We start from the raw sequence: 19088 nt of genomic DNA, 5'->3' as shown, positions 1-19088 counted from the left end.
GGCCGGCGGTCCGGTCAGGCCGTGCCGCCGCGTTCGGCCGGCGCCAGGCCGGTGCGCCGCAGCTTCTGCCAGCCCAGCCGGCCGCCGGTCAACGCGGTGACCACCGACTGGAGCATCACCAGGTACATCAGTTGCCGGTAGACGAACTGCTGGAGCGGCAGCACCCACAGCACGCCCAGCTTCTCCCGGTCCAGCCGGAACGCCACGACGGCGGTCAGCGTCTGCAACCCGAGCATGGCCAGCCAGGCCACGGCCGTGGCGGTACGGTCCAGGAAGAACAACCCGTACAGGGCCAGCAGGTCGATCACCGGCGCCAGCAGGGGCAGCAGCACCCCGAAGAGGCTGAGGAAGGCCAGGCAGCGGCGGGTGAACCGGCCGGACGCGCCCCGGTCGAGCAGGGACCGCCGGTGCTTCCACATCGCCTGCATGGTGCCGTAGCTCCACCGGTAGCGCTGCTTCCACAGCTGCCCCATCGTCGCCGGCGCCTCGGTCCAGGCGCGCGCCGTCTCCTCGTACACCACCTTCCAGCCGGCCCGGCCCAGCGCCATGGTGATGTCGGTGTCCTCGGCCAGGGTGTCGTCGGTCATCCCGCCGGCGTACACCAGGGCCTGCCGCCGGAAGCCGCCGATCGCCCCCGGCACCGTCGACATGCAGCGCATCGACTCGTAGAGGCGACGGTCGAGGTTGAAGCCGATCACGTACTCGATGTGCTGCCACTTGGCGATCAGGCTGTCGCGGTTGCCCACCTTGACGTTGCCGGCCACCGCGCCGACCTGCGGGTCGGCGAAGGGCTGCACCAGCCGTCGGACGGCGTCCGGTTCGAGGACGGTGTCGCCGTCGACCATCACGATCAGGTCGTGCCGGGCCAGCGCGACGCCGGTGTTCAACGCGCTCGGCTTGCCGCCGTTGGGCTTGCGGACCACCCGGACGTTCGGCAGGCCGAGCCCCTCGGCGATGTCGGCGGTGCCGTCGGTGGAGCCGTCGTCGACGACGACGACCTCGATCCCCCCGGGATGGTCGCCGGTGGCCAGCGACCGGACCGCCGCCGCGATCCCCTCCTTCTCGTTGTACGCCGGGACGATCACCGACACCGGGTCGGTGACCGGCGGCCCCCAGGTCCAGTCGCGGGCCCGTCGCCGCCGGGCGTGCCGCCCGGCGAGCAGGAAGAGCAGCGCGGTACGCCCGACCGTGAGCACCCCGACGGCGACGAAGATCAGCCCGAAGCCGCTCATCGTCCGGTCCGCGCCCCGCACCGCCCAGACCAGCACCCGCCCCCGCCACCGCTCCCCTGCGGAGGCGGTGGGATTGCCGGTCACCTCGTGCCGCACCCCCGCGTCGGCCAACGCCTGGTTCAGCCCGCCGGTGACGGTGGCGAACTGGTACCCGCGCGCCTTCATCAGCGGGATGAACCGGTCCAGCGCCTCGACGGTCTGCGAGCGGTCGCCGCCGGCGTCGTGCCACAGCGTGATCGCGCCCGCGTACCCGGACGGCGTGACGTTCTCGACGATCCGCTCGACGCCCGGCAGCGCCCAGTCCCGGCTGTCGGTGTCGTTGAGCACCGTCAGGTAGCCCAGGTCGCCGGCCTCGGTGACCAGCGGCCAGTCCCGGTCGTTCAGCGCGTCGGCGTGCGACGAGTACGGGAACCGCACCAGCGAACTCCGGATCCCCGCCGCGCCGGCGACCGCGAGCTGGGTCTGGGCGTACTCCATGCGGCGCCGCCAGCCCGGCATGGTGGTCAGGTCGGGATGGGTGAAGGTGTGCACCCCGATCTCGTGCCCGGCCGCCGACATCTCCCGCACCAGCTCGGGATGCCGGGCGACCTGCGCCCCCAGCACGAAGAAGGTGGCGCTGACCTGGTGGGCGTCCAGCACCCGGAGCACCTCGCGGGTCCAGTTCGGATCCGGGCCGTCGTCGAAGGTCAGCGAGAGGGTGCGGGGCGGCAGCCGGTAGGAACGGGTCCGCTCGTCCCCGGCGCTGATGATCGGTCCGCCGTTCACCACCTCGTCGGGCACCCCGTCCTGGCCGGCGCCGGTCGGCTGGCGCTCGGGCACGAAGGCGGCGTCCGCGTACGCCCCGACGAAGAGCACGCCGGCCAGGACGACGAGCAGCATGCCGAGCACGGTCCAGCTGGGCGGCGGCGCGACCCGCCGGACCCGGCCGTGGCGGCGGGCGGTCGTCCGGGGCCGGCGCGGACGGAAGCGGTCAGGCATCGTCGTCCGGTTCCACGGGAGCGGGCGGCAGCGGCAGGTCGACGTCCGGGGATGGTTCCACGGGTGGCGGCTCGGAGGCCGGCGGGGCGGGTGGGGTGGTGGTCGCGGGTGGCCGTGTGACCGGCGGCGGGGTGGTGCGGCCGGGGGCGGGTGGCGTGCTGGCGGGTGCCTGCGGCGGGGGCGGGGACGACCGGGGCGCCGACGGGGTGACCGGGCCCGGGGTCGGCCGGTCACCGGGCACGACCGGCGCGGGCCGGGCGACGGTCGGCTCAGGGGTGGCGGGCGTGCTGGCGGGCGCCGGCGGCGGGCTCCAGGGTCGGCGGGTGGACTCGACGAAGGGCAGGACGTTCTCCGGGCTCACCGGTCCCCCGGCGAAGCTCGCCCCGACCAGGACGGTGTACGCCACGCCGACCGACCCGAGGGCGTACGCGAGCCGCCGCCAGCGCCGCCGGCGTCGCCCGCTCGGGTCGACGAAGACCGGCGCGAGCGGGGGCGCGACGGCGTGGACGGCGGTCGGGGCGTCGGCCGCCACCCGGGCGTCCGCCGCCGGAGCGTCCGCCACCGACCCGACCGCCGGAGCGTCCACCGCCGACCCGACCGTTGGAGCGTCCACCGTCGGCAGCGGCGCCGTCGGCGCTTCGACCGGTGCCTGGGCGACCGTTTGGGCGTCGGTACCGGCCGGCGCGACGGCTGGCCCGACAGCCGTCGCCTCGACGACGGTCGGGCTGTCAATGGCCGCCTGAGCTGCGGCGGAACGGTCGGGCATGGGTAGCGAGTCTAGGAACGTCGGCGCCGGTACCGGCCACCCCGCCGACGGAGTGAGACGAGGATCCTGCCTGCTCAGGGTTTGGATCTCGGCGGGCACCTGCACGATCTTGTAGCGTGGGGGCGTGGCCCGGAGCGTGTACGTGACCAGCGTGGGTTCGGGCGGCGGGAAGTCGACCATCGCCCTCGGCCTGGCCGAGTTGTTGTCCCGGCAGGTCGAGCGGATCGGCGCGTTCCGGCCGCTGGTCCGGGGGCACGGCCCCGACCCGATCCTCGCCCTGCTCAGTGACCGCTACCGGATCGAGCTTCCGCTGGCCGACCTGAGCGGCACCAGCTACGCCGAGGCGACCGCGCTGGTCGCCGACGGGCGGCGGGAGCAGCTCATCGCCGGCATCGTCGAGCGCTACCGGGAGGTCGAGCGGCGCTGCCCCGCGGTGGTCGTGGTCGGCAGCGACTTCGCCGACGGCGGCGACGGGGCCGGCCCCCGCGAGCTGGCCTTCAACGCCCGGCTGGCCACCGAGTTCGGCAGCGTGGTGGTGCCCGTCGTCGACGGCTTCGGGCAGGAGCCGGCGGCGATCGCGGCCGCCGCGCGCGGGGCGTACCACGATCTGGAGGACCTGGGGGCGACGGTGCTGGCGGTGATCGCCAACCGGGTCCCCGGCCCGATGACGCTGCCCGAGCTGCCCGTGCCCACGTACGCCATCCCGGAGGTGCCGACCGTGTCGGCGCCGACGGTGGCCGAGGTGGCGGCGGCGCTCGGCGCCACCCTGCTCGCCGGGGACGACGACGCGCTCAGCCGCGACGTGCTCGACTACGTGGTCGGCGCGGCGCACGTGCCGACGCTGCTGGACCACCTGACCGACGGCGCTCTGGTGATCACCCCCGGCGACCGGGCCGACCTGCTGGTGGCGGCGAGCGCCGCGCACGTGGCCGGGCAGGTCTCCGTCTCGGGGCTGGTGCTGACCCTCGGCGAGCAGCCCGACCCGCGCGCGATGCGGCTGGTCGAGGGCCTCAACACCGGGCTCGCGGTGCTCTCCGTGCCCAGCGACAGCTACGACACCGTGGCCGCCTCCAGCCGGATCGAGGGGCGCCCCAGCGCGGCCAACCCGCGCAAGGTGGAGGCAGCGCTCGGCGCGTTCGAGCGCTGCGTGGACACCGACGACCTGGCCCGCCGGCTGCGGGTCAGCCGCTCCGAGCGGGTCACCCCGCTGATGTTCGAGTACGACCTGATCGACCGCGCCCGGGCCCGGCGCCGGCACCTCGTGCTGCCCGAGGGGGCGGAGGAACGGATCCTGCGGGCCACGGAGATCCTGCTGCGCCGGGGCGTCGCCGACATCACCCTGCTCGGCCGCCCCGACGACGTCGCCCGGCGCACCCGCGAGCTGGGCATCGACATCACCGGCGCCCAGGTGGTCGACCCCGTCACCAGCGAGTGGCGCGACGAGTTCGCCACCACGTACGCCGAGCTTCGCGCGCACCGCGGCATGACCCCCGAACTGGCCCACGACGTCGTCGCCCAGCCGAACTACTTCGGCACGCTGATGGTCCAGACGGGGCACGCCGACGGGATGGTCTCCGGCGCGACGCACACCACCGCCGCCACCATCCGTCCCGCGTTCGAGATCATCCGGAACGTGCCGGGCGTCTCGGTGGCCTCCAGCGTCTTCTTCATGCTGCTCGCCGACCGGGTGCTGGTCTACGGCGACTGCGCCGTCAACCCCGACCCGGACGCCGCCCAGCTCGCCGACATCGCCATCTCCTCGGCCGACACCGCCGCCCGGTTCGGCATCGAGCCCCGGGTCGCGATGCTCTCCTACTCCACCGGCAGCTCGGGGGCGGGCGCCGACGTGGAGAAGGTCGCGGCGGCCACCAAGCTGGTCCGCGAGCGCCGGCCCGACCTGCTCGTCGAGGGGCCCATCCAGTACGACGCGGCCATCGACCCGGCCGTGGCGGCGACGAAGCTGCCCGGCAGCGACGTCGCCGGCCGGGCCACGGTCTTCATCTTCCCGGACCTCAACACCGGCAACAACACGTACAAGGCGGTGCAGCGCTCCGCCGGGGCGGTGGCCGTCGGGCCGGTGATGCAGGGCCTGCGCCGGCCGGTCAACGACCTGTCCCGGGGCGCCACCGTGCCGGACATCGTCAACACCGTGGCGATCACCGCCATCCAGGCCGCGGCCACCGAGGAGTCGTCATGAGCGGTACCGCCGCCCCGCAGGAGCGCCCGGCGGGTCGCGTCCTCGTCCTCAACTGCGGGTCGTCGTCGGTGAAGTACCGGCTCTTCGACGGCGACCGGGTGGTCGACAAGGGCACCGTGGAGCGGGTCGGCGAGGCCGGCGGCGGTCCGGCCGACCACGAGACGGCCGTCCGGGGCATCCTCGACGGGCTGGACCTGACCGGGCTGGCCGCCGTCGGGCACCGGGTGGTGCACGGCGGGAGGCGGTTCGGCGAGCCGGTGCTGATCGACGACGCGGTGCTGGCCGCGATCCGCGACCTGGTGCCGCTCGCGCCGCTGCACAACCCCGCCAACCTGGCCGGCATCGAGGTCGCCCGGGCGGCGCTGCCGGACGTGCCGCAGGTCGCCGTCTTCGACACCGCGTTCCACACCACCCTGCCCGAGGCCGCCGCGACCTACGCGATCGAGCGGGACACCGCCGAGCGGTACGGCATCCGGCGCTACGGGTTCCACGGCACCTCGCACGCGTACGTGTCGCGGCGCACCGCCGAGCTGCTCGGCCGCCCGTACGCCGAGGTGAACACGATCACCCTGCACCTCGGCAACGGCGCGAGCGCCTGCGCGGTGGCCGGCGGCCGGAGCGTGGCGACCTCGATGGGGATGTCCCCGCTGGAGGGCCTGGTGATGGGCACCCGCAGCGGCGACCTGGACCCGACCGTGGTCTTCCACCTGCGCCGAGAGGGCGGGCTCTCCGTCGACGAGATCGACGACCTGCTCAACCACCGCAGCGGCCTGCTCGGCCTGACCGGCGCCAACGACATGCGCGAGGTGCTCGCCCGCCGGGCGGACGGCGACCCGGCCGCGGCGCTCGCCTTCGACGTCTACTGCCGGCGGATCACCGGCTACGTGGGGGCGTACTACGCGCTGCTCGGCCGCGTGGACGCCGTCACCTTCACCGCCGGCGTCGGCGAGCACGCCGCGCCGGTCCGCGCCGCCGCCCTGGCCGGCCTGGACCGGCTCGGCATCGCGGTGGACCCCGAGCGCAACGCCGGCTCCGGCGACCGGGTCGTCTCGCCGGAGGGCGCCGAGGTGACCGTCTGCGTCGTCGGCACCGACGAGGAACGCGAGATCGCCCTCCAGACCCGCGCCGTCATCGAGGCCGCCGGCTGACCGCCCGGGCCGGCACCACGCCGGCTCAGCGGCGGGCCTTTCCGCGTCGCCTGGCGGCCCGGGTGCGCCGGACGCGGTCGCGCCCCCGGCCCCGCCGGGGTGGTGCGGGGGCCGGCCGGTCGAACATCCCCGTCGGAACGAGGGCCGCGAAGAGGAAACCCCCGCCCAACGCCGCACCCAGCAGCCCGAACGGGATGCCGCCCCAGGAGTTGAGGAAGAAGACCGAGTCGTCGGTGTTGCCGTTGGCGGCCACGAACTCCGCCGGCCGCTCCGGATCGACCCAGAGCATCATCTCCTCCGGAGGCTCCTCGGCACAGCCGCCGGCCGAGCCGCAGAGGATGCGCTCGTTGTGCTGGACACCGCCGTACTCGTACCAGACCTGGACAGTGTCGGTGCCGCCGCCGCGTCCGACGGTGTCGCGGCGGTCGCTCACGGTCGCCTGTACCGGGACGCCGTCCGCCCGTAGCCGCTCCGCCTTGGCGTGCAGGTGCCACTTGTACGCCCCGATGGCCACCGCGTACGTCAGGCCCGCGAGCAGCAGCACCAGGCCGAGGGCGGCACTGCCCCGGTGGACGCCGCGAAGACCGGAGCGGAGCCTCCGCCACCGCCCCGGAACGCGCCCCGGGCCCGCCGCCGGCCCCGGGCTTCCCGGCGGCGGCTCCCCCGCGCCCGGCTCAGAGCTTCCCGTCGGCAGCTCCCCCGCGCCCGGCTCCGGGCCTTCTGGCGGCTCCACGCCGCTCAGCCCAGCGCGAGCCAGGCGAGGAGGGCGACCAGCACGACCGCGACCGCCGCCGCGCCGACGAGCAGCGGCGTCCGGGACGCGCCGGCCGGGGCCTCGGGTTCGGCGGTGTGGGCGTAGGCGCGGAACGCCTCGGTGTTGCCGCTCGGGTCTGTGCGGTTCTCAGGCATGGCGGTGACCCTAGCCAAGCCGGTTGCGCGCCGCCGTCCCCGGCGCGCGTCCCGGGGTCAGGTCCAGCCGGCCGGTGGAGACGATCCGCCCGGGTGGTGAGGGCGTCCGGTCCGGACGGCGGGGCCGGTCGGGGCCGCCGGGAACCTACCGTGAGGCGGTGGGGATCAAGCGGCTGGTCGCCGTACTGATGACGACGCTGCTGGCCGGTTGCGCCCCGGCGGGAGCCGCCGCGCCCGGCACACCGCCGCCGGCCCGGCCGGCGCCCGCGGCCGCCTACACCGTCGGCGTACGCACGTTCACCGTCGATCCGACCTCGGCGCGCCCCCTGCCGGTGACCGTCTGGTACCCGGCGGAGGGCGACGCGGTGGCCGCCGGGCGCTTCCCCGTGGTGGTCTACAGCCACGGGCTGCACAGCCTGCCCGAGCTGCACGCCGGGCTGACCGCGCGCTGGGCCGCCGCCGGGTTCGTGGTCGCCGCCCCGGCCTACCCGCACACCCGGCGCGGCGCGGCCCGCTTCAGCCGTGCCGACGTACGCCACCAGCCGGCCGACGGCTGGCGACTGATCCGGCACCTGACGCGGCTCGACGCCCGGGCCGCAGACCCGCTCGCCGGGCACCTCGACGTCACCCGGGTCGCCGCCGCCGGCCACTCGGCGGGCGGCTTCACCACGGCCGGCATGTTCACCTCCGGACGCTCGGGGCGGCTGCGCGCCGGCATCGTGATCGCCGGCGGCGGAACGGCCGGCAGCTTCGCCGGTCCGGCGGCCCCGCTGCTCTTCGTGCACGGTACGGCGGACAAGATCGTGCCGGTGACGGTCGGCCGCGCCGCATACCAGCGCACGACCGGCCCGACCGCCTTCCTGAGCCTGCTCGGGCAGGGCCACGGCGAGTACCTCACCCCGGGGCTGCCCGGCTTCGACCAGGTCCTGGCCACCACGACGGACTTCCTCCGCTGGACGCTCTACGGCGACCCGGCCGCCGGCCGCCGCCTGCCCGGCGACGCCCGCCGCCCCGGCGTGACGCTCTACGAGACCCGCCCCGCCCCCTGACCCTCCCGCACGGACGCCCGGAGCCAGGAGTCCCGACCCGGCGCGTGGCCATCTCCCAGTCGAGCACGACCCAGGGCACCGCTAGCAGCCCCCGCGCCGGCAGCAGCCCGGGCGCCGCAGGAGTGCTCAGGGGTGGCAGCGGGCGCGGGCAGCGCCGGGCATGGGGGCGTACTGCGGCGGTCTGCGGCGGAGCGGGGCGCGCCGCGAGGCACAATCGTTCCCATGCCGCGTCGTGTCACCCCCGCCCTGCTCGCCTCCGCACTGCTCACCGCCGGTCTGGTCGGCTGCTCCGACGACGCCGGGCCGGCCCCGCAGGCGGCAGGCTCCCAGGCGACTCCGCAGGTGACGGCCTCGGCACCGCCCGTACAGGCGGCCGGCCCCACCCCGCAGGTCCCCGTCGGCACCGCACCCGACAAGGCCTTCGCCGTCGGCGTACGGCAGCTGAAGCTGAACCGCGACGGGAAGCGCCCGCTGCCGGTGACCGTCTGGTACCCGGCGGCCGGAAAGCCCGGCGGGCAGCCGGGGCGGTCGGCGGACGCCGCCACGGGGAAGTTCCCCGTGGTGATGTTCAGCCACGGGTTGAGCGCCCGGCCGGCCGACTACGAGACGCTGCTCACCCGCTGGACGGCGGCCGGGTTCGTGGTGGCCGCGCCGACCTTTCCGCACACCGCCCGGGGTGGCGACGGCAACGTGCTCGACGTGCTCAACCAGCCGGCCGACGTGTCGTACGTGCTGACCCAGGTGCTCGCCCTCGACGGCAAGGACGGCGACCCGCTGCGCGGCCGGCTGGCCACGGACCGGGTGGCGGCGGCCGGGCACTCGGCCGGCGGGGTGACCACCATCGGCCTGTTCACCACCGGCCGGGACGAACGGCTGGACGCCGGGGTCGTCTTCGCCGGCACGGCGCTCGGCGTCGGCACCGCCTTCGCGGGCGTCGCCGCCCCGCAGCTCTTCGTGCACGGCGAGGCCGACGAGGTGGTCGAGTACGCCGCCGGCAAGGCCGCCTACGACCGGGTGCCCTGGCCGAAGGCGATGCTGAGCCTGCCGAAGGGCGACCACGGTCGGGCGCTGCTCAGCGACGGCGCCACGCTGCGGGTGGTCTCGGACACCACGGTCGAGTTCCTGCGCTGGTCGCTCTACGGCGACCAGGCCGCCAAGGGCCGCATCCCCACCGACGCCGCCCGCGACGACGTCGCCACCCTCGACAACCGCCTCTGACCGACGGTGGCCTCCCTGACCGGGGAGGCCCACGGCGACGGCGGGCCTCAGGCGGTGTGGTCGACGACGACCTTGCCGAAGACGTCGCCGGAGTGCAGGCGGGCGAAGGCGTCGGCGACCTCGCTGAACGGGAGCACGGAGTCCACCACCGGGCGCACGCCGCGCTCGGCGCAGAACGCGAGCAGGGCGGCCAGCTCGTCGGGGGTGCCCATCGAGGTGCCCAGGATCTCCAGTTGCATGGCGAAGACCCGGCGCAGGTTGACCTTCGGCTCGTGCCCGGCGGTGGCGCCGGAGACCACGATCCGGGCCATCGGCGCGGCGGACTTCATCGAGTGGTCGAAGGTGGCCGCCCCGACCGTCTCGATCACCACGTCGACCCGCTCCGGCAGCCGGGCGCCGGGCTCGACGGCGGTGGCGCCCAGCTCGGCGATACGCTCCCGCTTGGCGGCGTCGCGGCTGGTCGCGTACACCCGCTTGCCCATCGCGGCGGCGAGCGCGACGGCCGCGGTGGCCACGCCCCCGCCGGCACCCTGGACCAGCACGGCGTCGGCGTCGTCGACCCGGCCCACGGTGGTCAGCATCCGCCACGCGGTCAGCCAGGCCGTCGGCAGGCAGGCCGCGTCCGCCGCCGCCAGGCCCGCCGGCAGGGCCAGCAGGTTCGACCGGGGTACGGCCACCCGCTCGGCCAGCGTGCCGGGGAAGTGCTCCGAGAGGATGGAGACGCCGCGCGGGTCGCCCGGGGTGGGGATCACCGGGTAGACGACGACCTCGTTGCCGTCCGGGTCCACCCCGACGGCGTCGCAGCCGAGGATCATGGGCAGCTGCTCGGCGCGCAGCCCCACCCCCCGCAGGGACCAGAGGTCGTGGTGGTTGAGGGAGGTGGCCCGCACCTGCACGGTCACCCAGTCGTCGGCCGGGTGGGTCGGCTCGGGCTGCTCGCCGACGGTGAGCGCGGCGAGCGGGTTGGCGTCGTCGAAGCGGGAGACGAAGGCGGCACGCATGATCGGCACGGTAACAAGCCGAGCCCCCGGCAAGAAGGGCACCGACGCAAGGAAGGGCCCCTTCCTATCGCCTGGGCGATAGGAAGGGGCCCTTCCTCACACCGTCAGCGGGTGACGCCGTCGCGGCGGGCGGCCTCGGCGACCGCCTCGGCCACCGCGGGGGCGACCCGGGGATCGAGCGGGGACGGGACGATCGCCTCGGCGGTGAGCGACTCGGCCACCACGCCCGCGATCGCGTCGGCGGCGGCGACCTTCATGCCCTCGGTGATCCGGGTGGCGCGGGCGTCCAGCGCGCCCCGGAACACACCCGGGAAGGCCAGCACGTTGTTGATCTGGTTGGGGTAGTCGCTGCGGCCGGTGGCGACGACCGCCACGTGCCGGGCGGCCACCTCGGGGTGCACCTCGGGCGTCGGGTTCGCCAGGGCGAAGACGATGCCGCCGGGGGCCATGCCGGCGACCGCCGCCTCGGGGATCTGCCCGCCCGAGACGCCGATCAGCACGTCCGCGTCGCGCAGCGCCTCGGTGACGTCGCCCTCGCGACCGCCGGCGTTGGTGGCCGCCGCCAGCTCGGCCTTGGTGCCGGTCAGTTCGGGCCGGTGCCGGCCGATGATCCCCTTGGAGTCACAGACGACCACCTGGTCGGGGTTCACGCCGCCGGCGATCAGCATCTTCGTCACCGCGACCCCCGCCGCGCCGGCGCCGCTGACCGTCACCCGCAGGTCGCCGAGCTTGCGGTCGAGCAGCCTGGCGGCGTTGCGCAGGGCGGCCAGCACGACGATCGCGGTGCCGTGCTGGTCGTCGTGGAAGACCGGGATGTCCAGGGCCTCGTCCAGCCGGCGCTCCACCTCGAAGCAGCGTGGGGCGCTGATGTCCTCCAGGTTGATCCCGCCGAACGACGGGGCCAGCGCCCGCACCACCGCCACGATCTCGTCCACGTCCTGGGTGTCCAGGCAGACCGGCACGGCGTCGACGCCGCCGAACTGCTTGAACAGCACCGCCTTGCCCTCCATCACCGGCAGCGCCGCGCGCGGGCCGATGTTGCCGAGCCCGAGTACGGCCGAGCCGTCGGTGACGACCGCGACGGTGTGCGCCGCCCAGGTGTAGTCGTCGGCGAGCGTCGGGTCGGCGGCGATCGCCTCGCAGACCCGGGCCACACCCGGGGTGTACGCGAGGGAGAGGTCCTCGCGGCTGGTCAGCGGAACGGTCGAGGCGACGGCCATCTTGCCGCCCCGGTGCAGTCGGAAGACGGGATCAGCGGGGTCCACGGTGGACGATGACATGGTGACTCCAGGATCTGTCGAGCAGACGGGGCGGCCGGCGCGGACGCGAGGTGAGGCGCCGAGCGGCGGCACGCGGTGCGGGGGTCACCCGGGCACGTCTGGAGCATAGTGTCGCCACCGTCACACCGGTGTGAGCGGGGTCATATCCGTTGGGGGCGCACCCTCGCGGGCCGGGGCCAGTAGCGGGCCACCACGCGGCCCCGCACGTCGGCCACCCCGTACGCCCGGGAGTCGTCGGTGACCAGGTCGTTGTCGCCGCGCAGCCACCACCCGCCGTCCTGGGCACGGATCGCGCGCTTGACCACGAGCAGGTCGGGGCGGCTGCGGAAGACCGCGACCACGACGTCACCGGGGCGGACCGACCGGCCGCCGGGGCGGACCAGCACCGCGTCGCCGTGCCGCAGCGTGGGCGACATGGACGGACCGGTCACCAGTACGGCGGTCAGCGGCCACCGCAGCCGGGGGGCCACCGTCGGGTGATCGGTCCCCATTGGTTTCCCCTCCACCCGGCCTCCCCGGAGCGCGTCCAGGAGTAATGTCGTCTTGGATCATCGCAAACTTCCCATGGAGGATCCTGATGCGACTTCCGCGCATCCTTACGCCCCGCGTGACCGCCAGCGCCCACTGCGACCTGCCCTGCGGCGTCTACGACCCGGCCCAGGCCCGGATCGAGGCCGAGTCGGTGAAGGCGATCTGCGAGAAGTACCAGGCCAACACCGACCCCGAGTTCCGCACCCGCGCCATCCTGATCAAGGAGCAGCGCGCCGACCTGGTGAAGCACCACCTCTGGGTGCTGTGGACCGACTACTTCAAGCCGGCCCACTTCGAGAAGTACCCGCACCTGCACCAGCTGTTCAACGAGGCCACCAAGCTGGCCGGCGCCGCCGGCGCGAAGGGCGGCACCGACCCGTCCAAGGCCGACGAGCTGCTCCAGAAGATCGACGAGATCTCCAAGATCTTCTGGGAGACCAAGCAGGCGTGACCCTCACCGGTCCGCCGACGATCCGGCCGGCACGTCCCGAGGGCGTGCCGGCCGTCGTCGTCATGGCGCACGTTCCGGCCGGGCCCGGACCCGCTCCCACCAGCCGGGCGGGGCGCGCTGACGGGTCCCGCGGGCGGGAACGTGGCGGTCCCCACACGTTCGGGCGACCGAGCGGGTAGAGTCCCCGACCGGGGGGATGAGTGGTGACTCAACTGACCGGGCAGCCGACGACCGACGACGACGTCGTGCACCTCACCGTGCCCGCGGACGGGGGCTACCTCGGGGTGCTACGTACCGCCACCGCGGGGCTCGCGGCGCGGCTGCAGTTCGCCCTCGACGAGATCGAGGACCTGCGCATCGCCGTCGACGAGGCGTGCGCGATGCTGCTCGCCATCGCCACCCGCGACGCGGAGCTCGACTGCCGCTTCGCGGTCACGGACGACGCGCTCACCGTGGAGGTGACCGTGCCGACGGTGCGTGGCGCCACGCTCCCCGCCGAGTCGTCCTTCGCCTGGAAGGTGCTCACGGCGCTGACCACGGCGGCGGCCGCGACGGCCTCCGACGGCCGGGCCACCATCTCGCTGCTCACCCGCCGCGCCTCCGGCTACTGACCGGCCGCCCAGCCTCGCGGGCCCGACGGGGTCACTCGAAGCCGAGGGCCCGGGTGGTGGGGGTGCTCACCAGCAGGGCGGTCATCCCGAGGCCGAGCGCCATCAGCGGTACGCCGAGCCACCCCATCCCGCCCTGGACCATGAACCAGCCGATGGGCAGCAGCATCAGCTGGAGCACGATCGCCGGGGCCCGGGCTCCCGCCTTCCGGCGTGCCAGCGCGCCGCCCAGCGCCCAGAGGGCCGCCGCCGCACCGATGGCGAACGCGGTCACGAGCAACGCCGACGTGAGGTCGGTGGTCGTGGCGGTGAGGTCGGCCCAGAGCAGCCACGCGGCGACCAGTCCCACGGCGACCGCCTCGGCCCGCAGCAGCCGGACCGCCCAGCTGAGGGTGGCGGGGATCGGGTCGGAGTCGATGGTCACGCGCGCCACGATACCCGTGGTGGCGCGCGGTACAGTGCCGCCCATGCGGGCCGTCCTGGTGGTCAATCCGAAGGCCACCACCACCAGCGAGCGCAGCCGGGACGTCCTGGTCCGGGCACTGCGCAGCGAAGTCGACCTCTCCGTGCGCTACACCCGGCGACGGGGGCACGCGACCGACCTGGCGCGCGAGGCGGCCGAGGAGGGCGTCGACGTCGTCGTCACGCTCGGTGGCGACGGCACGGTCAACGAGGTCGTCAACGGCCTGATGGCGGCGCAGCCGCCGACCATACCCGCCGCCAGCACCACGCCGGCCGAGCGGCTGCCCGCCCTGGCGACCGTGCCGGGGGGCTCGACCAACGTCTTCGCGCGGGCGCTGGGCCTGCCCCGGGACTGGCCGGACGGCACCAGCATGATCCTGGAGGGCCTGCGGCTGGGCCGGTACCGGACGATCGGGCTCGGCCGGGCCGACGACCGCTACTTCACCTTCTGCGCGGGCTTCGGCCTCGACGCGGCCGTCATCCACCGGGTGGAGCAGGCCCGCCGGCGGGGCCGGGTCTCGACGCCCGCGCTCTACTTCCGGTCCACCGCGGCGCAGTACTTCCTCAACTCCGACCGCCGCCATCCGGCGATCAGCCTGGAACGCCCGGACGAGTTGCCGGAGGGCGAGCTGGCGACGGTCATCATCCAGAACACCGCGCCGTGGACGTACCTGGGCGACCGCGAGGTCAATCCGAACCCGGAGGCGTCGTTCGATCTGGGCCTGGATGTGCTCGCCCTGCGGCAGCTCCGGGTGGCCAGCACGACACGCACAGTGACGCAGTTCTTCTCCCGGACCCCGGATCCGCACGGCCGCCAGGTGTTGCGGCTGCACGATGTCGCGGAGTTCACCCTGGTCTCGGCCCGTCCGCAGGCGTTCCAGCTCGACGGCGACTACCTTGGCGAGCGGGAAAAAGTCAGATTCACATCCATTCCCGCCGCACTGAGAGTAATCTGCTAGGTCTCGGGTACTGCCCTAGGTCGACGCGGCCGCGACACCGGACCGATGCGACGGCCGCCACACCGAGGGGCTGTGCCGGAAATGTCAGCAATGTCACGCGGACTGTACTATATTGATCCTCGACAGTGGTACGCCGGGTAACCAGGAAGGCGCTGGAATCCGGACAAAGGGGTTGTGGGCTTGCTCACCGCCCGGAGTTTTTCCGAGCGTCACCCTTGACATCCCGGGCGTTCGTGAAAGTATTCACAAGCGAACTTGAGTTACCGGGACATTGTTTGGATAGGCTCGTCAGGTTGAGCTGTTCCAGCAGGTCCGCGGGGCCGACACAGCCTGCTCACGCACTGCCGAATAGGCGTACGCGAACCGTCACCATTCGGCGCTGCGGATGCATATAGGAAAAGCAACAGAAGCAATCTCTGCCACCCCACCCAGAATGAGGAGTGTTGCCGCCATGGACTGGCGTCACCATGCTGTCTGCCGCGACGAGGACCCGGAGCTGTTCTTCCCGATCGGGACGTCCGGGCCGGCTCTCCTGCAGGTCGAGCAGGCCAAGGCCGTCTGCCGGCGCTGCTCCGTGACCGACCAGTGCCTGCAGTGGGCGCTGGAGTCCGGTCAGGACGCTGGCGTCTGGGGCGGGATGAGCGAGGAGGAGCGGCGGGCTGTCAAGCGCCGCGGTGGCCTCCGGGTGCTGCGCGCTCACTCCGCCTGATCCCCACGCACCAGTCAGTACGCCCCGGCCGGGTACGCCCGCCGGGGCGTACTGCTGTCCGTCGCCGTATTGGTGATCCGACGTCCGATCATGGCGCGGCGGTTAGCCCGGCCAACCGGCTCGCCGCGTCCACGCGCCGCAGGACCAGCTCGACCAGCTCCGGCGCGTCGGTCAGCGGGGCGGACACCGCCACCGCACCGGCGCCCCGCGCCGCCGTGGCGACGGCGTCGTGGAACAGGCCGGGAGCCAGGAAGTACGCCGACACCGCCACCCGCCCGGCGCCCCGGGCCCGCAGCCGCGCCACCGCCGCCGCGACGGCCGGCGGGGCCGCCGAGGCGTACGACACGCGGGTGGGCACGCCGAGACCGGCGCGCAGCGCGGCGGCCACCCGGCCCACCGACCCGCGCGCCCGCGCGTCCCTGGTGCCGGCCGCGGCCAGCACCAGCCCGTCGAAGCGCCCCGCACCCGCCTCGCCCAACCGCCGGTGCAGGCCCGCCAGCAGACCGGCGTCCACCGCCCCGTCGGCCGGGCCGAGCACGTCGGTCACCCGTACCGCGATCGGCGCCCCCGACCCCCTGGCGGCCGCGACCGCCGCCGGGACGTCCACCCGCCGGTGGTACGCCGCCGTGAGCAGCAGCGGCACCAGCACGGCCCGGGGGTGCCCGGCGGCGGCCAGGTTCCGCAGCACGGTCGCCGGTTCCGGCTCGGTGTGGTCCAACCAGCTCGCCAGCACCGGCGTGCCCGGCCGGGCGGCCGACACGGCCCGGGCCAGCGCCCGGGTCGCCTCGGCGGCCCTCGGGTCCCGGCTGCCGTGGGCGACCAGGACCACCGGGTCGGCCACCTCCGACGGGCCGGGCGCCCCCGACGCGGGAGAGCCCGGGACCGGCCCGGTCAGACGTGCAGGCCGCACTCGGTCTTCTCGAACATCGCCCAGCGGCCGGCCCGGGGATCCTCCCCCGCCTTCGTGCGGCGGGTGCAGGGCCAGCAGCCGATCGAGCCGTAGCCCTGCTTGAACAGCTCGTTGACCGGCACGTTCCAGCGGGCGACGTAGGCGTCCACGTCGGCCTGCCGCCAGGCCGCGATCGGGTTGACCTTGACCTTGCCCCGGCGCGCGTCGAAGGTCACCACCGGCGTGTTCGCCCTGGTCGGCGACTCGTCCCGGCGGAGCCCGGCGGCCCACGCGTCGTAGCCGGCGAGCGCCCGCTCCAGCGGCTCCACCTTGCGCAGTTGGCAGCAGTCGTCCGGAGCCTTGTTGAACAGGCGCGGGCCGTACTGGCCGTCCTGCTGGCCCACGGTCAGGCGCGGCCGGATCGACCGCACGTTCACCGGCAGCGTCCGGGCCACCTCGTCGCGGACCCGGAGCGTCTCCGGGAAGTGCAGTCCGGTGTCGAGGAAGACCACGTCCACCCCCGGGGCGACCCGGGAGACCAGGTGGGCCAGCACGGCATCGGCCATCGAGCTGGTGACGCAGAACCGGGCGCCGAAGGTCTCGGCCGCCCAGCGCGCGATCTCCAGCGCCGGCGCGCCCTCCAGTTCCCGGCCGGCCGCCTCGGCCAGCGCGCGCAGCTCGTCGGGGTCGCGCCGGGCCGTGTCAGCCGGATCCGGAGCGCCCAGGCCGACCAGGCCCAGGCCCGCCGCCGAGACGAGACCGGGCCGGTCGCCCGTGCCCCCGCTCACCGGGCCACCGCCCGGCCGAGCAGGCCGGTGAACTTCACCGTGAACACCCGGGCGCACGCGTGGCACTCCCAGGCGCCGTGGCCGGCCTCACTCGGCCGCAGGTCCTCCTCGCCGCAGTACGGGCAGTACAACGGCGCGGAACGGGTCTCGCTCATCGGAGTTCCTCCTCGTCGACCCTGATCACCCAGTTGGCGAACGTCTCGCCCGTCTCCCGGCCCGCCAGGTAGCGCCGGGCCAGCCGCTCCACGTACGCCGGAAGCTCCTCGGCGGTGGTCTTCAGGCCGCGCAGCTTGCGGCCGAACCCGGCCGTCTGGCCCTCGGCCATGCCGAGCCCGCCGCCGAGGTGGACCTGGAAGCCCTCCACCTGGCGGCCGTCCGGGCCGACGACGAGCTGGCCCTTGAGGCCGATGTCGGCGACCTGGGTGCGGGCGCAGGCGTTGGGGCAGCCGTTGAGGTGGATGGAGATGTCGGCGTCGAAGTCGCGCAGCCGCTCCTCCAGCCGGGCCACCAGTTCCTCGCCGCGCGCCTTGGTCTCGACGATGGCCAGCTTGCAGTACTCGATGCCGGTACAGGCCATCGTGCCGCGCCGCCAGGCCGACGGCTGCGCCTCCAGGCCGATCCCGCGCAGCTCGCGCACCAGCGAGTCGGTCCGCTCCGGCGCCACGTCCAGCACCAGCAGCTTCTGGTACGGGGTGAGCCGCACCCGCCCGCTGCCGTGCGCCTCGACCACGTCGGCCAGGCGGGCGAGCTGCCCGCCGGATACCCGGCCCACCACCGGGGCAGCCCCGACGTAGTTGCGCCCGTCGCGCTGCGGGTGCACCCCGATGTGGTCCACCGGCCGGTCGGGCAGCTGCGGAGCCGGGCCGTCGAGCAGCGCCCGGCCCAGGTACTCCTTCTCCAGCACCTCGCGGAACTTCTCCACGCCCCAGTCGGCGACCAGGAACTTCAGCCGGGCCCGGTTGCGCAGCCGGCGGTAGCCGTAGTCGCGGAAGATGCCGACCACGCCCGCCCAGACGTCCGGCACCTCATCCAGCGACACCCAGACGCCGAGCCGCTTGGCCAGCATCGGGTTCGTGGACAGGCCGCCGCCGACCCAGACGTCGAAGCCCGGTCCGTGGTCCGGGTGGTCCACCCCGAGGAAGGAGATGTCGTTCGCCTCGTACGGGGTGTCGACCAGCCAGGAGATGGAGGTCTTGAACTTGCGCGGCAGGTTGGAGTACGCCTTGTCGCCCACGTAGCGGCGGACGATCTCGTCGACCGCCGGCGTCGGGTCGAGCAGTTCGTCGCGGGCCACCCCGGCGACCGGGCTGCCCAGCACCACCCGGGGGCAGTCACCGCACGCCTCGGTGGTCTGCAGGCCGACGGACTCCAGGCGGCGCCAGATCTCCGGCATGTCCTCGACCCGGATCCAGTGGTACTGGATGTTCTGCCGGTCGGTGATGTCGGCGGTGTCCCGGGCGAACTCGCGGGAGATGTCCGCGACCACCCGCAGCTGCGCCAGGCTCAGCTCGCCCCCGTCCACCCGGACCCGGAGCATGAAGAACTCGTCCTCCAGCTCGTGCGGCTCCAGCACGGCCGTACGGCCGCCGTCGATGCCCGCCTTGCGCTGGGTGTAGAGGCCCCACCAGCGGAAGCGGCCACGGAGGTCCTGCGGATCGATCGAGGCGAACCCGTGGTGGGCGTAGATGTTCTCGATCCGGGCCCGTACGTTCAGCGGGTCGTCGTCCTTCTTGATCCGCTCGTTGGGGTTGAGCGGCTCGCGGTGACCGAGCGCCCACTGACCTTCACCTCGGGGCCGGCGGGGAGTCCGGGCCGGTCGGGGGGACGTCGGGTCCCCGGCCCGGGCCGGGATGCTGCTGACCGCCATGGCGGCGTCCTCCGTTGTCTGCGGTGCCTCGGGAACACGCAAGGCG

At 74.4% G+C, this 19088-nt stretch carries 20 protein-coding genes; 8 read left to right on the top strand and 12 right to left on the bottom strand.

Annotated elements, in window-relative coordinates; translation table 11 throughout:
* Window positions 1-14: 14 nt before the first annotated feature.
* Together RM555_RS19240 and RM555_RS19235 are read right to left on the bottom strand one after the other, a co-directional pair.
* Window positions 15-2210: a bifunctional polysaccharide deacetylase/glycosyltransferase family 2 protein gene (locus RM555_RS19240; protein ID WP_311413053.1), complete on the bottom strand. Its 2196-nt coding sequence runs from the start codon at window positions 2208-2210 to the stop codon at window positions 15-17.
* The gene (locus RM555_RS19235) at window positions 2203-2976 is read right to left on the bottom strand and encodes a hypothetical protein (RefSeq protein WP_311413052.1); all 774 of its coding nucleotides are present in this window, start codon (window positions 2974-2976) and stop codon (window positions 2203-2205) included. Before RM555_RS19235 ends, RM555_RS19240 begins: the two co-directional genes overlap by 8 nt.
* A 124-nt stretch (window positions 2977-3100) precedes the next feature.
* On the opposite strand from RM555_RS19235, the gene pta reads away from it, so the two are divergent.
* Window positions 3101-5173 carry a phosphate acetyltransferase gene (pta, locus tag RM555_RS19230; protein ID WP_311413051.1) on the top strand — a complete coding sequence of 691 codons (2073 nt, stop codon included), beginning with the start codon at window positions 3101-3103 and terminating at the stop codon, window positions 5171-5173.
* A complete protein-coding gene (locus tag RM555_RS19225) occupies window positions 5170-6321 on the top strand; it encodes an acetate/propionate family kinase (protein WP_311413050.1) in 1152 nt (383 codons plus the stop codon). The genes pta and RM555_RS19225 overlap by 4 nt, the downstream gene beginning before the upstream one ends.
* Before the next feature lie 25 nt (window positions 6322-6346).
* Here RM555_RS19225 and RM555_RS19220 read toward each other — a convergent pair whose 3' ends face one another.
* Together RM555_RS19220 and RM555_RS19215 are read right to left on the bottom strand one after the other, a co-directional pair.
* Window positions 6347-6865 (bottom strand): hypothetical protein, encoded by a 519-nt coding sequence (locus tag RM555_RS19220; protein WP_311413049.1) that lies wholly within the window; start codon window positions 6863-6865, stop codon window positions 6347-6349.
* Window positions 6866-7059: 194 nt separating this feature from the next.
* Window positions 7060-7230, bottom strand: a complete 171-nt coding sequence (locus RM555_RS19215; RefSeq protein WP_165947702.1) for a hypothetical protein — start codon at window positions 7228-7230, stop codon at window positions 7060-7062.
* Between the two features lie 188 nt (window positions 7231-7418).
* On the opposite strand from RM555_RS19215, the gene RM555_RS19210 reads away from it, so the two are divergent.
* Both RM555_RS19210 and RM555_RS19205 read left to right on the top strand, forming a co-directional pair.
* A complete protein-coding gene (locus RM555_RS19210; RefSeq protein WP_449560148.1) occupies window positions 7419-8279 on the top strand; it encodes an alpha/beta hydrolase family protein in 861 nt (286 codons plus the stop codon).
* A 222-nt stretch (window positions 8280-8501) separates the two neighbouring features.
* Complete coding sequence (locus RM555_RS19205; RefSeq protein WP_311413047.1) at window positions 8502-9497, top strand: alpha/beta hydrolase family protein; 996 nt, start codon at window positions 8502-8504, stop codon at window positions 9495-9497.
* Window positions 9498-9544: 47 nt separating this feature from the next.
* On the opposite strand, the gene RM555_RS19200 is transcribed toward RM555_RS19205, so the two are convergent.
* The 3 genes from RM555_RS19200 to RM555_RS19190 form a co-directional block, all read right to left on the bottom strand.
* A complete protein-coding gene (locus RM555_RS19200; RefSeq protein WP_311413046.1) occupies window positions 9545-10507 on the bottom strand; it encodes a zinc-binding dehydrogenase in 963 nt (320 codons plus the stop codon).
* Between the two features lie 95 nt (window positions 10508-10602).
* Window positions 10603-11778: an NAD(P)-dependent malic enzyme gene (locus tag RM555_RS19195; protein WP_311413045.1), complete on the bottom strand. Its 1176-nt coding sequence runs from the start codon at window positions 11776-11778 to the stop codon at window positions 10603-10605.
* A gap of 140 nt (window positions 11779-11918) precedes the next feature.
* The gene (locus RM555_RS19190) at window positions 11919-12269 is read right to left on the bottom strand and encodes a S24 family peptidase (protein ID WP_311413044.1); all 351 of its coding nucleotides are present in this window, start codon (window positions 12267-12269) and stop codon (window positions 11919-11921) included.
* Between the two features lie 86 nt (window positions 12270-12355).
* Here RM555_RS19190 and sodN point away from each other — a divergent pair, with 86 nt between their 5' ends.
* Both sodN and RM555_RS19180 read left to right on the top strand, forming a co-directional pair.
* On the top strand, window positions 12356-12760 hold the full coding sequence (gene sodN, locus RM555_RS19185) for a superoxide dismutase, Ni (protein ID WP_088998581.1): 405 nt from the start codon (window positions 12356-12358) through the stop codon (window positions 12758-12760).
* A gap of 203 nt (window positions 12761-12963) precedes the next feature.
* Complete coding sequence (locus RM555_RS19180; protein ID WP_132231108.1) at window positions 12964-13371, top strand: ATP-binding protein; 408 nt, start codon at window positions 12964-12966, stop codon at window positions 13369-13371.
* Between the two features lie 31 nt (window positions 13372-13402).
* Here RM555_RS19180 and RM555_RS19175 read toward each other — a convergent pair whose 3' ends face one another.
* Window positions 13403-13792 (bottom strand): hypothetical protein, encoded by a 390-nt coding sequence (locus RM555_RS19175; RefSeq protein ID WP_311413043.1) that lies wholly within the window; start codon window positions 13790-13792, stop codon window positions 13403-13405.
* 43 nt (window positions 13793-13835) lie between these two features.
* Between RM555_RS19175 and RM555_RS19170 the strand changes: the two genes are divergently transcribed.
* Together RM555_RS19170 and RM555_RS19165 are read left to right on the top strand one after the other, a co-directional pair.
* Window positions 13836-14789: a diacylglycerol/lipid kinase family protein gene (locus RM555_RS19170; RefSeq protein ID WP_311413042.1), complete on the top strand. Its 954-nt coding sequence runs from the start codon at window positions 13836-13838 to the stop codon at window positions 14787-14789.
* A gap of 451 nt (window positions 14790-15240) precedes the next feature.
* Window positions 15241-15498 (top strand): WhiB family transcriptional regulator, encoded by a 258-nt coding sequence (locus RM555_RS19165; RefSeq protein ID WP_007072794.1) that lies wholly within the window; start codon window positions 15241-15243, stop codon window positions 15496-15498.
* Between the two features lie 88 nt (window positions 15499-15586).
* On the opposite strand, the gene RM555_RS19160 is transcribed toward RM555_RS19165, so the two are convergent.
* The 4 genes from RM555_RS19160 to RM555_RS19145 are packed head-to-tail and all read right to left on the bottom strand — an operon-like array spanning window position 15587 to window position 19042.
* Complete coding sequence (locus tag RM555_RS19160; protein ID WP_396888808.1) at window positions 15587-16408, bottom strand: sirohydrochlorin chelatase; 822 nt, start codon at window positions 16406-16408, stop codon at window positions 15587-15589.
* Entirely contained in the window at window positions 16390-17175 is a 786-nt protein-coding gene (locus RM555_RS19155; protein WP_311413041.1) for a phosphoadenylyl-sulfate reductase, read from the bottom strand. Before RM555_RS19155 ends, RM555_RS19160 begins: the two co-directional genes overlap by 19 nt.
* Window positions 17172-17330 (bottom strand): IS1 family transposase, encoded by a 159-nt coding sequence (locus RM555_RS19150; RefSeq protein ID WP_121399684.1) that lies wholly within the window; start codon window positions 17328-17330, stop codon window positions 17172-17174. The genes RM555_RS19155 and RM555_RS19150 overlap by 4 nt, the downstream gene beginning before the upstream one ends.
* Window positions 17327-19042, bottom strand: a complete 1716-nt coding sequence (locus RM555_RS19145; protein ID WP_311413040.1) for a nitrite/sulfite reductase — start codon at window positions 19040-19042, stop codon at window positions 17327-17329. Before RM555_RS19145 ends, RM555_RS19150 begins: the two co-directional genes overlap by 4 nt.
* Between the last annotated feature and the right edge of the window lie 46 nt (window positions 19043-19088).

Origin of the sequence: Micromonospora reichwaldensis, from assembly GCF_031845925.1 — a bacterium.
In the GTDB taxonomy this organism is placed as follows: domain Bacteria; phylum Actinomycetota; class Actinomycetes; order Mycobacteriales; family Micromonosporaceae; genus Micromonospora; species Micromonospora reichwaldensis.
Note: the sequence above shows the minus strand (reverse complement) of the source record. Positions and strands in the feature narration are given on the sequence as shown.

Coding starts and splice junctions, on each gene's coding strand:
- RM555_RS19170 (WP_311413042.1), top strand. CDS start 13,836: ATGCGGGCCGTCCTGGTGGTCAATCCGAAGGCCACCACCACCAGCGAG.
- RM555_RS19215 (WP_165947702.1), bottom strand. CDS start 7,230: ATGCCTGAGAACCGCACAGACCCGAGCGGCAACACCGAGGCGTTCCGC.
- RM555_RS19145 (WP_311413040.1), bottom strand. CDS start 19,042: ATGGCGGTCAGCAGCATCCCGGCCCGGGCCGGGGACCCGACGTCCCCC.
- RM555_RS19210 (WP_449560148.1), top strand. CDS start 7,419: ATGACGACGCTGCTGGCCGGTTGCGCCCCGGCGGGAGCCGCCGCGCCC.
- RM555_RS19225 (WP_311413050.1), top strand. CDS start 5,170: ATGAGCGGTACCGCCGCCCCGCAGGAGCGCCCGGCGGGTCGCGTCCTC.
- RM555_RS19190 (WP_311413044.1), bottom strand. CDS start 12,269: ATGGGGACCGATCACCCGACGGTGGCCCCCCGGCTGCGGTGGCCGCTG.
- RM555_RS19240 (WP_311413053.1), bottom strand. CDS start 2,210: ATGCCTGACCGCTTCCGTCCGCGCCGGCCCCGGACGACCGCCCGCCGC.
- sodN (WP_088998581.1), top strand. CDS start 12,356: ATGCGACTTCCGCGCATCCTTACGCCCCGCGTGACCGCCAGCGCCCAC.
- RM555_RS19195 (WP_311413045.1), bottom strand. CDS start 11,778: ATGTCATCGTCCACCGTGGACCCCGCTGATCCCGTCTTCCGACTGCAC.
- RM555_RS19235 (WP_311413052.1), bottom strand. CDS start 2,976: ATGCCCGACCGTTCCGCCGCAGCTCAGGCGGCCATTGACAGCCCGACC.
- RM555_RS19165 (WP_007072794.1), top strand. CDS start 15,241: ATGGACTGGCGTCACCATGCTGTCTGCCGCGACGAGGACCCGGAGCTG.
- RM555_RS19150 (WP_121399684.1), bottom strand. CDS start 17,330: ATGAGCGAGACCCGTTCCGCGCCGTTGTACTGCCCGTACTGCGGCGAG.
- RM555_RS19205 (WP_311413047.1), top strand. CDS start 8,502: ATGCCGCGTCGTGTCACCCCCGCCCTGCTCGCCTCCGCACTGCTCACC.